The following is a 14,084-nucleotide window of genomic DNA, read 5'->3' on the forward strand; positions in this document are numbered from 1 at the left end:
TAAACCGCAGGCCCACAATTACTACTTACACTAGACATTTTCTTGTATACCACTCCCTCAACACCCCCTTATCAATCAGTGTATCAACACTATACATCTCACCCTAAAATTGAATTCTGGTTCTTACGATAAAGACGATACCAATTAAAAAGATTGCCTATTTTTGAAAAGAGACAGAAGAAGTGTTTTTTAGCTGGTGATGTGGTTAGATTCTTCCGTAACCCTACTGTCATATCCTTACCCATATGACACAAATTATATTTCGATAAAAACCTAAAGGACCAGCTATTTAAAATGAAAAGTAAACTACTAAAATTTACGATCGTAGCACTAAGCATTCCTTTACTGGCTTTGATAATTTGTAACTATATCATAAATTCTTTTGGTGAAGGAAAAACATATAGTTCTGTGCAAGAAGTTCCGAAGAATAAAGTGGGATTGATTCTAGGTACCGCCAAAAAGTTAAAAGGAGGAGCTCCAAACCCTTATTACGCCAATAGAATTACGGCCACCATTGCCTTGTACAAAGCAGGTAAAATAGATTATGTTCTGGTAAGTGGCGATAACGGCAGTATTTATTACAATGAACCTACCACTATTAAGAACGACCTTGTAGACCAAGGCATACCTTCAGAAAAGATTTTTCTAGATTACGCAGGATTTAGAACCTTAGATTCTATGGTAAGGGCCAAAGAGGTATTTGGTTTGAACGAACTAACGGTGATATCCCAAAAATTCCATAATGAACGGGCCATATACCTTGCCTATAAAAATGACCTTAAAGCAATTGGCTTCAATGCGGAGGACATATCATTGGAATCGGGTCTAAAAGTACAGTTCAGGGAATATTTCGCCAGGGTCAAGGTTTTTATCGACTTGATACTTAAAACGAGACCAAAATTTATAGGCGACAAAATTAAAATTGAATGATTATTTTAGTGTCTATGAAGTCTTTATGACCACCGACCATGACCAGACTAAAAATATTGTTCAGAAACTTGGGTCCCGGATTACTTTTTGCCAGCATGGCTATAGGCACGTCACACCTGGTACTTTCTACCAAGGCGGGTGCCCAATACGGTTGGCTAATGATCATACCCATTGTACTGGCCAATATACTTAAATACCCCTTTTTTGAATTTGGTGTCAGATACACCAGTGTCACGAACAAAACACTTATTGAAGGTTATTTAAACAGGGGTAAAGGCTACTTGTGGTTTTATGCCATCATTACCCTATTTTCTACATTTACGATATTAGCGGCCTTATATACGGTTACCGCAGGCCTCTTTATCAACCTGTTCAAAGTAACAGGGGTTTCTATTGGTAGTGTCTCACTTTGGCTTTTTGTCCTGATCAGTATTCTGCTGATCGTAGGTAAATATAGATTCTTGGAAATTAGCTTGAAATTCGTTGTCAGTATTCTATTTGTTGCTTTATTGGTTACCACGGCATTGGTATTGTTTCAAGGGCCGGTAATCCCCGTAGACGACTTTGAAGCGCCCTCTGTCTTTAACGAAGCCGGCATCCTTTTTTTAATTGGCCTTATGGGGTGGATGCCCACGACCGTAGAAGCTTCTAGCTGGGTAAGTCTATGGAGTATAGAAAAATGGAAAACGAAAAAGAAACCGACTTTAAAAGAATCATTGCAAGAATTTAGAATCGGTTATTTTATAACAGGGTTGTTGGCTATCTTTTTTATGCTTATTGGTTTATTTACCCTGTATGGCACCAACACCCAACTTAGCAACAATGCCGTTAGTTTTGCAGATCAGGTGGTGACCCTGTTCACTACACACATTGGTTCATGGGCCTACATTTTTATTGCCATTTCTGCCTTTGCCACTATGTTCAGTACCTGTATGACGGCCCACGACGCTATTGGCAGGGTAAGCCTAGACATTATTGACCTACTGTTTCCGTCCAACACCACAAGACAGACAAAATTTAATTTTGCACTCATAGTTGTGTTACTTGCACTAATAAATTATTTGGTAATCGCCTTATTTTCTGCCAATATGGGCAATTTAGTGGCCCTTGCGACCTTTGTCTCTTTTGTAGTTGCTCCGATTATAGGATATATGAATTTAAAGAATGTAATGAGCGAGGATGTTCCCGTCTCTTACCGACCCAAAACCAACCTACGGATACTTACTTATTTAGGTATTGTTTTTTTGTCCCTGTTTTCTATCTACTATTTCTGGATCGTTATTTTTAAATAAAAACGTAAAAAAAAGACTTTATATTATACTTAACAGTTTCAATTTGTGATTGGTTTCTGTGTTATAAACCTTTGTAAAAACAAAAAAAGGGTTCTATGAAATTGATTACTGTTGAAAGAAAAACCAAAAAAGAAAAAAGGTATACCAAAAAAATGGGAATTCTCTACACCAATGTCACCTATATCAAGAAGACATTGTTGGGCATCCCCATTAAAACCTTACATAAGTATAGGGAAACCTATTATGGCAAGACAAAAGATTGCCACAAATGCGTTCTTGCGAGATAGGGTTTTACCTATTTAAGACCTCTATTAAAGTACGCTCGTTCTGCTTATGTAAAAAGTCTAGACAATAAACACCATTGGTACAATTGTTTATTATCTTTTCTTCCCCATAGCCTATGGCTTCCAATATATTTTCTGAAGACAATCCGTTCTTAAGAAGGTAATTTTTAATGGCATCGGATCTTTGCTGCGATAGTTTTTTATTAAAGGCATTGCTACCTTTACTGTTGGTATGTGTTTCTATCCTTAGCCTAAGGTCCGGAAAGCTGGCAACGGCCTCTATTACTTTTTTCAATTCGGTAGCCACAGATGCGGTTACCTCGCTTTTGTTTTTATCAAAATAGAATTTCCTCAATTTTAGCACACGCTTACCTTCTACCTCTTCTACCAGGTCATCTAACAAAACCAATCCTATATCATAAGCAGATTTTTGAACCTCCTCCATCTCTTTTTCCGAATAGGTCTTTGAAAAAATGGAAAAGGACTCTTTGGTCGCCTTTACCGTTATTTGTTCTTCCCAAGGAATCTCTGCCGAAAAAGATCCATCTTCCGATGAGTAAACCTCCTTTAGAACTTCTCCCGTATTGTTTAACAATAAAACCTGTGCTTTAGAGATACCTGTCTTTGAAGATAAATTAACGACACTCCCTTTTAAAATAAATGTTTTTAGGCCCGGAAGTTTGTTCATTTTAAAACCGTAAAGATCATCGCCTCCCTTTCCACCGCTTCTGTTAGAGGCGAAAAAACCAACAAACTCATTTCCTTCATTTTCCTTTATTATAAAACCAAAATCATCATTTTTAGAATTAATTCCCTCTCCAATATTTACAGGTATACTATAGCTATTGTCGCCCAGTATATTGGCCTTGTACACATCCATGCCACCAAGACCATAAAAAACATCGGAAGAAAAGTAAAGACTGTTATTATATATATAGGGAGCTATTTCATTTCCAGGGGAATTGATCCTTGGCCCCAAATTTATAGGTGCCGACATAATTTGCCCATTATTGGTCATAACATAATATAAATCCGTACCACCAAAACTATCATCAAAATTCGCCGCAAAATACAGCCTGTCCGTATTCTCATCAAAAAAGGGATAGTAAAAAGAGGTGCTCAAATCTTTTAAGAGAAACCTAAACTGCCCCGAGTCATACAACATGCCTACGGCCAATGCATTTTTACCATTATCGTCAAAGGCCAGATCCCCTTCCTCTGTATTTGATAGAATGTAAAAGAACCTATTTAACTTACTCGAATAGTAGGGTGTAGATTTATGAAACTTAGAATCTGGGATCTTATTAAAAACCGTTGCATTGGAGAGGTTCCCGTTTTTATCTACCGTAGCTTCAAAAATATCCAAATAAGATTCCCCCGATGGCTCATATACTTCTTTTGATTTTAACGGTCTACTACTACTAAAAAGAATTTTGTTCTTATAGAAAGCCGGAGAAAAATCGGCCTGCGGCGTGTTCACCGAAAGATTTTTGACCACAGTATTGTCTGGAGCACCATGCTCTTTTAAAAGTTTATAGTTAAACTCGGCATTTTCCAACAGTTCTTTTGACAGCAAAGACGACTTGGAGCGCAAAAAGCTCTCTATCCTTTCACCTTTCATACTCTTGGATAGACTTTGCAACAATTTGTTGAACTGGTGAACAGACATAATGGTATCGTTCTTATTTACTTCCATATAAAGCTCGGAAGCATCGCTATAGCTACCTACTTTAAAATAAGAATCGGCCAGGTTTAAAAGCTGACGGTTGGTCAACGGACCTTTTGCCATCTCTTTTCTATATTCTTCTATGGCCTTCTCGTATTGATACCCATAGAAATAGACATCCCCTTTGGATTTTTTATCCTGCGACAGCATCAATGATGGTACCATTAGAAGAAATAAGACTAATACTTTAAATTTCATACCTGTCCGCTTTAGAAAAATCTTGGTGTATCAATTTGTTTTGGTTTTCCTTTTGCATTTTTATTTTTCGAATCCTTGGAGCTTTTACCACTACCTTTTCCTAAGAAAAATTTCAATATTATCTCATGGGAGCCATTATTGTATTCTCCCAATATATTGGTATTATAATCGTATGAATAGCCTATGAACGTGCTGTTCGAAACTTGAAAGCCCGCCAAACCGCTAAATGCATTATCCACTCGGTAAGAAACACCGGCCGTAAACACATCTGAAATTAGAAAATTTGTGGAGACATTGATATTAACCGGAGCTCCTTTTAACGTATTTATTAAAAATGCAGGTTTAAATTTTAAGTTATCGGAGAGGTCGAACACATACCCCCCTATAAAATTGAACTGCAGTTTATCCTCGACTATAGAGGCCACATCATCGTTATAGATACCTTCTGTCAAAAAATTAGGAATCGATGTTCCAAAATACCAATGATCGCTATACAAGAACAAGCCTGCCCCTATGGTCGGATAAAACTTGTTTACCATCTCTTCATTAAGTGGTTCTCCGGGGTTTTCAAAAGTACCTTTGGAGAAATCCACATTTAAAAAAGAGCCGCCTGCATCCATCCCAAAAGACAATAGGGTTTCATCGGAAACATTTATTTGGTATGAATACGATACATCTACATAGGTCTGGGTCGATGGCCCCAATTGGTCGTTGACGACATTCAAGCCCATGCCCATCTTTTCGTTCTTAAAGGGCAAATTTGCTCCAAAACGGATCGTTCTTGGCGCTCCGGGAATATCTACCCACTGTGCCCTATACAACCCTATAATTTCGGGTGTCTCCACAGACCCCACATAACCAGGGTTAAAACTTCCTATATTATACATATATTGGGTGTACTGCGGTTCTTTTTGGCCGTAAACAAGGTTAAAAAAAACAGTAGCCAACATCATAAAAGAAAGGCCTATATATGTTTTCAATTTGAATATTTTGTAATTCATACCTGCTTTATCTAATCAACTGAATCCATCCTTTATCCAATATCGGCTCTCCTCCGTTGACACTGTACCATAGAATGTAGAAATACGTTCCCCTAGGCGCCTCTTTTCCTTCATAAGTACCGTCCCATATATCAGGGTCATTTACTTTTTTAGCTTCAAACACCTTATTACCATACCTATCGAATATCTTAATATTATAACTTACAGATACTGTTTCACCCGAATCAAAATTAGTCATGTTTATCCTAAGCACATCGTTCGTACCATCTCCATTCGGCGAAAACTGATTGTATAAAAAGCCGGGATCTGCCGGTGTTGGAGCACTTACGGTTACCTCCACCGAATCTTCGTTATCATCTAAATTGGTGTTATCTCTAGGTGAAGAGCGCACCAAGCTTGCGGTATTTGTAAACTTCCCTTCTACAGGCACCAGCACCGTTATTTTTAAGGTAGCGGCATTAGCTTCACCTGTCTCTAAAGACTCTATGGTCCACAATCCGGTATTGGGATCATAAGTACCTACGCTGGCCTCATGGCTTTGGTATACAAAACCCGAATTTACACCGTTGGGAATAGAATCTGTGATAACTATGTTCGACACTACATAATCATCTTGGGAGTTGTTGACGGCCGTTATGGTAAACGTTATCGTTTCACCCACAAGCGGAGCCTCAGAACTTGCTTCTTTGATTATGGCTATATCTATACCCTCTGGTACTTCGGTTTCTATGGTTACCGTTGCCGTGTCATTATCCGGATTTTCATCCAACGGTGTGGAGTTCAACAATTCAGCGGTGTTGGTATACACCCCATCATCTAACACCTCTACCGTAATATCCAAGGTCGCTTCCCCTAAGGCCGGCAGATCTTCAATCGTCCATATACCTGTTTCATTATCATATGTACCCAAGGACTCCGTATGTGATACATATGCAAAACCTGTTTCCAGAAGCTCACCGATCGTAGCTTCATTGGTCACCTTATCTGTTAAATTACTGACCGTAACCGTAAACACTACCGTATCACCAGGTGTGGCATCCAATAGATCAGCATCTTTTGTAATAGCCAGGTCCACAGGGCAATCGGGACTGGAATTATCGGGAATACACGGATTTAAATTGGCAGGGTCTTGTTGATCGTTCACCCCGTCTTCATCAGAATCCAATATATTAGAATCCAAGGCATCTATGATTCCGTCACCATCCTCGTCCAACGGGTTAGTAACATCACCCCCAACCTCATCACCATCATTAATACCATCACCATCGCTATCGGCTTCATTTGGATCGGTACCTATGGTGGCTTCCTCACAACCGGTAAGACCATCGTTATCATCATCCGTTTCACTCGTGTTCAATAAAACCGTCACATCTACCGATTCATTCGTACATGGAGCTTCAGCACCAATAGTAGTATAGGTAAACACGTAACTACCATCTTGGAGCCCTGTAAAATCCACCTCATTTTCAGCATTTATCTGAATAGCGTTCGATGGATCTGTCGTAATGGTCCACACCCCTTCATCTTGACCGGACAAAGTAGTGTCTAGATCCAATATTGCCGTATTGGAATCCAATGCCGTACTACACAAAGAAACATCCGTTGCCGTACCTGCCGAAGGCTGAAAAGCTATACTGGCCACCACCTCGACCCTATCGGAAGGACAATCGTTCTCCACTGCTTCCACATAAAAAGAAGTGGTCGTATTTAAACTAGGGGTCGTAAAATTACTACCTGACCCTAGTGGCGTATCGGCATCTTCGGAAGCATACCAATTGATCGTAGCGGTAGGGCTAGAACTAGTAGCCGATAATAGCACCGTTCCCGGACCACAGCGTTCCACATCTTCCGCTACGGGATTATCGGGAGTTACATTCAACACCAACTCCACTTCTATTACACTACTGGCACAGTCATCCGAATAATCGGTCGGAGTACCATTATCATCCAAGAAAAATCCAAAATAAGAACCTGTATTTCCAGGATCTGACAGCTCCGCAGGCTCTAAATAAGAACCTTCATTTAACGGGTCGGAATCTCTACTCCAGGTCAATGTTGTTCCGGCGGGAGGCGTAGAATCGGTATAATCGTTTAGACTACTTACAGAACTATTTGCAAAAATAGGATCACCCGGCGCACCACAAAAAACAGTCTCTACATCTGTATTTAAAATAGGAGCCGCCACACAATTGTCATCATCGTTTATAGTGCCCTTGGCCGTGCCCCCATTGGTCAGATTAATATCATTATTTGAAGGTGTCGCCAACTGTACCGTAAAGGTTTCTGTATCTTCTAAAATTTGGTCATTTACAATACCTACCGTAATGGTTTGTACCTCATTGGCGGTGCCGTTAAAGTTAAGGGTTCCGTTTGTAGCGATATAATCTACCCCACCACCCGTAGCGGTATCATCGGAAAAAGAATACGCAACCGAAGTACCTCCGTCAACGGCAATATCCAGTACAACATCGAACTGCATATTCCCAGAAGCAACATTTTCATTGACCGCTTGATCCGCAATACTTAAACTTGCCTGATCATTATCTGCAATAGTAACGGTCGCCGACCTTGTTGCAGCCCCTCCGAGGGCATAACCCGTACCTGCATTCAAGGTAACTATTACGGTTTCCGCACCTTCTTGGATCGCATCATCTATAGGTGCAATGGTAATGGTAGCACTTTGTTGGTTGTTGGGTATGGTAACACTGGTGCCAATGCTCGTGTAATCCACTCCAATATCTGCCGTACCCGTGACAGTATAATCTACGACCACACCGCCACCCGTGGTATTTACCTCATCTAGATTAACTGTAAATGTTCCGTTGTTATTACCTGCGGCGGTCTCTGCCGCAGCACCGTCACTAGCCGTAATGGTTGCCGTAAACTCATCGTCTTCGTTGATTATGCCCACCACATTGGCAACCGCCCCACCGTTCAAAGCATTGTAATTGGGATCTGTAGAAGTGACATTTCCCGTTATTATATTATATGTTTGATCACCATCGGCTATGGCATCATCCACTCCCGTTACCGTCACCGGCACCCCTGTATTCCAACTGGCGACAGGTATGGTCACAGACGCTGGAACGGTACCTTCATCAGTATCATTACTAGAAAGTGCTATCGTAACAGCTGCGGTAGGTTGGCTGGTAAGGGATACCGTAAAGGTGGCCGTGCCCCCTGCCTCGGTGGTATTGCCACTTATGGGCCCAACAATTACCCCGGCGACATCATCGTCTATATTGGTTACCGAAACATCGGCAACCGCCCCACCTCCCAAGGCATTATAATTAAGATCTGCAGAAGTGACATTTCCTGTATTAATAGTATAATTTACATTTCCATCAACAACATCATCGTCCACTCCCGTTACGGTAACCGGCACCCCTGTATTCCAACTGGCGACAGGTATGGTCACAGACGCTGGAACGGTACCTTCATCAGTATCATTACTAGAAAGTGCTATCGTTACAGCCGCGGTAGGTTGGCTGGTAAGGGATACATTAAACGTGGCCGTACCACCAGCTTCGGTGGTATTACCGCTTATGGCACTTACATTTACCCCAGCGACATCATTGTCTATTATGTTAATCGTGGCAGACCCACTCCCTATTGCAACATCATAATCTCCCGTATCAATGATATTCCAAACTACATTTTCCGTAGTTTCTACAAAATTATCATCGATAACCTCAAGTGGTACGATTGCTGTACCATCACCCAAAAACAAACCAACGGTAACAATGGTTGGTAACGGCGTAAAATCATCACCGGAATCCGCACTTCCACCGCTAACAGCTAAGAAAACATCAATTGTACCAGTAATCCCACCTGCTCCTGTGACCGCTATAGTATATTCACCATCAACAGGGCCATTCTCATCGGCATTGGGTTGGGATGCCGAAATGGAAACGGTCTGACCATACACACCAAACAGCGTAACCGCAAAAAACAAAAACACAAAAACCGATAGCGATTTTTTTACGTTGCTTTTTTGCAAACCACTAAGCAATACAGGATAATTTTTCAACTTCATAGCATTCCCTTTAAAAGCACTCTAGCGGTGTTCTACGCACACTAAAGGCACCATGGATAAATGGGGGTCAATAATACTAAAAAAATATTCCTAATCTCTTAATTAACAGATTAAAAAGAATATTTTCTTGATAAAATACCGGTTGTACCGAAAATACCTACATTATAACGCAGGCTGTTGTGTTTCTACACTCGAATCTATTTTCCTGACCAAGCCCTGTAATACCTTTCCAGGCCCTATTTCGGTAAATACGGTAGCTCCGTCGGCCACCATGTTCTTAACACTTTGGGTCCATTTTACGGGAGCCGTCAATTGCAGCATCAAATTTTTCTTTATCTCGGAAGAATCCTTTACCGGCGTAGTGGTTACATTTTGATATACCGGACAACTAGGTTCTGCAAATACGGTATTCTCAATAGCGGAAGCCAACTCCTCACGGGCAGGTTCCATTAACGGGGAATGGAAAGCACCCCCCACAGGCAGCACTAAGGCTCTTCTGGCACCTGCTTCCTTTAATTTCTCACAAGCGGTGTTTATCGCTTCCACCTCTCCCGAAATAACCAATTGCCCAGGGCAATTGTAATTGGCAGCTACCACGACACCTTCGGTTTCTTCACATATTTTTTCTACCACGGCATCGTCCAAGCCCAATACGGCGGCCATGGTACTCGATTGCATTTCACAGGCTTTTTGCATGGCCAAGGCCCTTTTTGAAACCAATTTTAGACCATCTTCAAAATTCAAGGTGCCGTTGGCGACCAAAGCGGAAAATTCACCCAAAGAATGGCCTGCGACCATATCGGGTTTAAAGCTATCGCCCATTACCTTGCCCAATATTACAGAGTGCAAAAATATGGCGGGCTGGGTTACCTTGGTTTGTTGCAACCCCTCTTTGGTTCCGTTGAACATAATATCGGTAATCTTAAAGCCAAGAATTTCGTTGGCTTTTTCAAACATTTCTTTGGCAACTGGGTATTTTTCATAAAGATCCAATCCCATTCCTACAAACTGAGCCCCTTGTCCGGGAAATATATATGCGTTCATGTGTTTTAAATTTAAGTGTGCAAAAGTAATAATATTGAATGTAAGCGCAATCTACGTTAACGGAACAGGTTAATCATTTTCTTTAAACCATCCAGAATACATGGTATACGCCTCTGCGATCCTATTTATTTCGCCCGAACTCAGCTCCGGACTTATATCCTTGATTTTCTTTGCTGGTGTGCCTGCAAATACACTGCCCGAAGGTACATGGGTGCCTTTGGTAAGTACGGCACCGGCAGCTATGATGCTATTACTTTCTACCACGCAATCGTCCATTACAATACTCCCCATACCTATAAGTACATTGTCTTTTAAAGTACAACCGTGCACAATGGCATTGTGACCTATAGAAACATTGTTACCAATATTCGTGGGCGATTTTTTATAGGTACAATGTATGACCGCCCCATCTTGCACGTTCACCTTATCGCCCATTTTTATATAGTGTACATCGCCCCTTAAAACGGCATTGAACCATACACTGCATTGATTGCCTATAGTAACATCTCCTACAATGGTTGCATTTTCGGCTATAAAACAATCTTCACCGATCTTGGGCATTTTGCCCCTTACTCCTTTAATCATTATGTTCTTATTCTCTATTAAATTCGATTCAATCAAAAAAAGAAAGAAACTCCTTCTTTTTGGAGGCCGAAACAAGTAGTTCTTTTCCGTTTGAGACCACTACGCTACCTCCTTTTCCCTTTTTATATTTAACTACTTCGTTTACGTTTACCAAATATGATTTATGGATGCGTGCAAACGGAAAATCCACCAAGGCATCCTCAAAATACTTTAGGGTCTTGCTTACCAATATCTTTTTGTTCTCCAAAAATATCTCTGTGTAATTATCATCTGCCTTGCAATACAGAATATCTTCCACATTCAAGATCTGAAAACCATCTTGTTGTGGCAAAGTTAACTTACCCTTTATATTTTTTGAATTCGTATTTAAAACTTTCTCCTGCAAGTTGTCTTCCTTGGCTTTAATTTCCTCTACATATTCCACCGCCATTATCAACTCATCTATATTGATGGGTTTGGTCAAATAATATGCCGCATGATGGTTTAGGGCATCTTTGGCATAATGGTCATAAGCGGTAACGAAAACGGTTTCGAAAGTACGATCGGGCACTTGGTCCAACAGATCAAAAGCATTGCCAAAAGGCATTTCCACATCTAAAAAAACAAGGTCCGGTTTATTTTTTTCTATCAGTTCCAGCCCCTCTTTAATAGAAGCGGCCTCCCCCAAAAGTTCAACGTTGGCACAATATTTTTTAAGATAATTTCTTAAAATCTCTCGGCTGTTGGCTTCGTCCTCTATTAAAATGGCCTTTAATTTCATTTATCTTTTTTTAGCGTGAAAACAACCCGTGTTCCTTCACCGTTTAAAGTTACATCGGAAATGGAAACATCGACCTTGTCTTTATACATATCGTTCAAAATTGCCAATCGTTGTTTTATATTTCCCATTCCCTTAGATTTCTGACTCTTTTGGTTTTTGGTTTTTAAGGCCGCTGATTTGGTTCTACCAATCCCGTTATCTGTAATAACGATCTTTAGTTCCCTTTCATTCTCAGAACCCACGTTCACTTCCAACAGGCCTTTCCCCTCTTTGTATCTAAGTCCGTGCCAAATTGCATTTTCGATATAGGGCTGTAAAAGCATAGGGGGTATTTGAAATGAGGAGACGTCCAAATGTTCGTCTACCGTTATGGTATAGTCAAATTTATCGGGAAAACGGGAATGCTCCAATTTTATATACAGCTCTAAAAGCTCCAACTCTTTGGTCAAGGGAATAAAGTCTTCTTCCGAATTCTCCAACACGGAGCGCATCAGTTTAGAAAAATCGCTCAAATACCTATTAGCACTACGTTCATCACTTTTTGAGATATAGTTATTGACAGAGTTAAGGGCATTAAAAATAAAATGGGGATTCATTTGCGAACGCAAAGATTTTAATGCCAATAGGTTGTTCGCCAATTTTTGTTGTTGGTTGCTTCTGTAAAAAAAGAAGGCTGCCAAGATTGTTAGCAGCAACCCAAAGATGAGGGAATAAATTACCCACCGTTGCCGCTTATAACTTTCTTCGGCCAACTCTTGCTGGGTCAACGCCAAATCATATTTGCTCTGTGAAAGCTCTCTTTCTTGCTCTAGCCCGGTAATTCTACTTTGTGTACTTGCTATCTCTCTATTAAAACGGGCGGCCCTTGAAATTTCTTGCTCTTTACGCTTGTACAAGGTATCTACCAGGGCCACATAGGTTTGGTATGTTTCCAGTGCCTTGTTATAGTCCCCCCTATGGCCATACACCTCCGATAGTTTTTTTGTAGCATCTTTTTGCACCACCAGGTCGTTCTTAGAATCTGCCTGAACGATACTTCTTTCCAAATAGGGAATCGCCTCGGTGTATTTATCTTGGGCAATGTAGGCATTGGCGATTTTATAGTTTATTCTTTGGGAAGTAATGGTATCGCCTACCCCAGCTTCAGAAGCTTGCCCTTGTACTTTATTTAATTTGTCCAATTCGGCCAAGCTATTTTTACGAATGGCGATCTCCTCTTGGTATTCATTTTTTTTATTATAAAAATCGGCGACTTTCTCTTTCTCTTGCAAGGCTCTTTTAGCCGCCATTTTGGTGGCCAGTTCTACAGAATTATCGTAATAGGCTTCCGCTTCCGTTAACCTATTGCCCTGCGCATAGGTATCTGCGATCTTAGAAGTTAAATCTGTCATTTTGGGCGTAATCTGGTTTTTGGTAGCCACCGTTAACCCTTCATTGTAAAATTTAACGGCCATATCCACATCGTTCTTTTTCCTTTTAATATCGCCCAGTATTTCATAGAGCGCTACCCTTTGAAAAGGCAGCATACTACGAATTTCCTGTATCGGTTTTAGGGTTTCTTCGGCCTTTTCCAATTGGTCTGTCAATACATAGGTCTCCGCCAAAAGTAAAGAAGTGGCTATGGTTTTATTGGCCTCCAAGGCATCTTCAAAATTATCGATGGCCAAATCGTACTGTTTATGAAAAAGATAAATCTCCCCCAAGGTTGTCAATGACCTAGCCAATTCGTCTTTACTACCATTACTGCCCAGAGTTTCTATATATCTGGCCACATAATCTATACTTTTGGCGATATCATTTTTCTTGTAAAATTGTGCAGAATCCAAGTACATTCTACTTGCTCCAGGTTTTCTAGAGGAGTATTGGCTATCTGAACTTCTTTTCTGCCTGTCTCCATAACCCTCCACCTGCACCTTAATATCGTCTTTACCCCTAATCTGATACCTTACCGTTTGAAAACCGGAATGTTCAATAATCAACTCTTCACCGATGGCAGTAACTATCTTAAACTCCCCCAAGGCATTGGTAAAAGTCTGTGCACCGGCACTGGTAGTAACCGACACCCCCGAAATAGGATCGTGGGTCTCTTTGGCTTCCACGCTGCCCTTAACGGTAAAGCGTGACGTTTGGTTATGCTGGGAAAAACCTGCAAAGCCAACCAAAAGAAATAAAACAAATATGTAAAAACCCTGTTTGTGCATCGTTTATAATTACCGTAAACTTAGCTG

Annotated in this window: 10 protein-coding genes; 3 read left to right on the plus strand and 7 right to left on the minus strand. The window is 40.7% G+C overall.

What is annotated here, in order from left to right:
* The first annotated feature begins 294 nt into the window (after positions 1-294).
* From AB657_RS09875 to AB657_RS09885, 3 genes are all read left to right on the plus strand, one after another.
* Positions 295-930, plus strand: coding sequence for a SanA/YdcF family protein (locus tag AB657_RS09875; RefSeq protein ID WP_047246339.1), 636 nt, complete (start codon positions 295-297; stop codon positions 928-930).
* Positions 931-968: 38 nt separating this feature from the next.
* On the plus strand, positions 969-2,222 hold the full coding sequence (locus AB657_RS09880) for an NRAMP family divalent metal transporter (protein WP_047246340.1): 1,254 nt from the start codon (positions 969-971) through the stop codon (positions 2,220-2,222).
* A 95-nt stretch (positions 2,223-2,317) separates the two neighbouring features.
* Positions 2,318-2,509 carry a hypothetical protein gene (locus tag AB657_RS09885; RefSeq protein WP_047246341.1) on the plus strand — a complete coding sequence of 64 codons (192 nt, stop codon included), beginning with the start codon at positions 2,318-2,320 and terminating at the stop codon, positions 2,507-2,509.
* A gap of 4 nt (positions 2,510-2,513) precedes the next feature.
* On the opposite strand, the gene AB657_RS09890 is transcribed toward AB657_RS09885, so the two are convergent.
* From AB657_RS09890 to AB657_RS09920, 7 genes are all read right to left on the minus strand, one after another.
* Complete coding sequence (locus AB657_RS09890; RefSeq protein ID WP_047246342.1) at positions 2,514-4,430, minus strand: OmpA family protein; 1,917 nt, start codon at positions 4,428-4,430, stop codon at positions 2,514-2,516.
* An 11-nt stretch (positions 4,431-4,441) separates the two neighbouring features.
* The gene (locus tag AB657_RS09895; RefSeq protein WP_316933216.1) at positions 4,442-5,410 is read right to left on the minus strand and encodes a PorP/SprF family type IX secretion system membrane protein; all 969 of its coding nucleotides are present in this window, start codon (positions 5,408-5,410) and stop codon (positions 4,442-4,444) included.
* Positions 5,411-5,438: 28 nt separating this feature from the next.
* The gene (locus tag AB657_RS17665) at positions 5,439-9,467 is read right to left on the minus strand and encodes a Calx-beta domain-containing protein (RefSeq protein ID WP_052958672.1); all 4,029 of its coding nucleotides are present in this window, start codon (positions 9,465-9,467) and stop codon (positions 5,439-5,441) included.
* Between the two features lie 162 nt (positions 9,468-9,629).
* Positions 9,630-10,511 carry an ACP S-malonyltransferase gene (fabD, locus tag AB657_RS09905; protein WP_047246343.1) on the minus strand — a complete coding sequence of 294 codons (882 nt, stop codon included), beginning with the start codon at positions 10,509-10,511 and terminating at the stop codon, positions 9,630-9,632.
* Between the two features lie 69 nt (positions 10,512-10,580).
* The gene (locus tag AB657_RS09910; protein WP_394332523.1) at positions 10,581-11,096 is read right to left on the minus strand and encodes a gamma carbonic anhydrase family protein; all 516 of its coding nucleotides are present in this window, start codon (positions 11,094-11,096) and stop codon (positions 10,581-10,583) included.
* A gap of 28 nt (positions 11,097-11,124) precedes the next feature.
* A complete protein-coding gene (locus tag AB657_RS09915; RefSeq protein ID WP_047246344.1) occupies positions 11,125-11,856 on the minus strand; it encodes a LytR/AlgR family response regulator transcription factor in 732 nt (243 codons plus the stop codon).
* Positions 11,853-14,057, minus strand: a complete 2,205-nt coding sequence (locus AB657_RS09920) for a histidine kinase (protein ID WP_047246345.1) — start codon at positions 14,055-14,057, stop codon at positions 11,853-11,855. Before AB657_RS09920 ends, AB657_RS09915 begins: the two co-directional genes overlap by 4 nt.
* Positions 14,058-14,084: the final 27 nt, after the last annotated feature.

This window comes from Maribacter thermophilus (assembly GCF_001020565.1).
GTDB lineage: Bacteria > Bacteroidota > Bacteroidia > Flavobacteriales > Flavobacteriaceae > Maribacter > Maribacter thermophilus.

Coding starts and splice junctions, on each gene's coding strand:
- AB657_RS09875 (WP_047246339.1), top strand. CDS start 295: ATGAAAAGTAAACTACTAAAATTTACGATCGTAGCACTAAGCATTCCT.
- AB657_RS09880 (WP_047246340.1), top strand. CDS start 969: ATGACCAGACTAAAAATATTGTTCAGAAACTTGGGTCCCGGATTACTT.
- AB657_RS09885 (WP_047246341.1), top strand. CDS start 2,318: ATGAAATTGATTACTGTTGAAAGAAAAACCAAAAAAGAAAAAAGGTAT.
- AB657_RS09890 (WP_047246342.1), bottom strand. CDS start 4,430: ATGAAATTTAAAGTATTAGTCTTATTTCTTCTAATGGTACCATCATTG.
- AB657_RS17665 (WP_052958672.1), bottom strand. CDS start 9,467: ATGAAGTTGAAAAATTATCCTGTATTGCTTAGTGGTTTGCAAAAAAGC.
- fabD (WP_047246343.1), bottom strand. CDS start 10,511: ATGAACGCATATATATTTCCCGGACAAGGGGCTCAGTTTGTAGGAATG.
- AB657_RS09910 (WP_394332523.1), bottom strand. CDS start 11,096: ATGATTAAAGGAGTAAGGGGCAAAATGCCCAAGATCGGTGAAGATTGT.
- AB657_RS09915 (WP_047246344.1), bottom strand. CDS start 11,856: ATGAAATTAAAGGCCATTTTAATAGAGGACGAAGCCAACAGCCGAGAG.
- AB657_RS09920 (WP_047246345.1), bottom strand. CDS start 14,057: ATGCACAAACAGGGTTTTTACATATTTGTTTTATTTCTTTTGGTTGGC.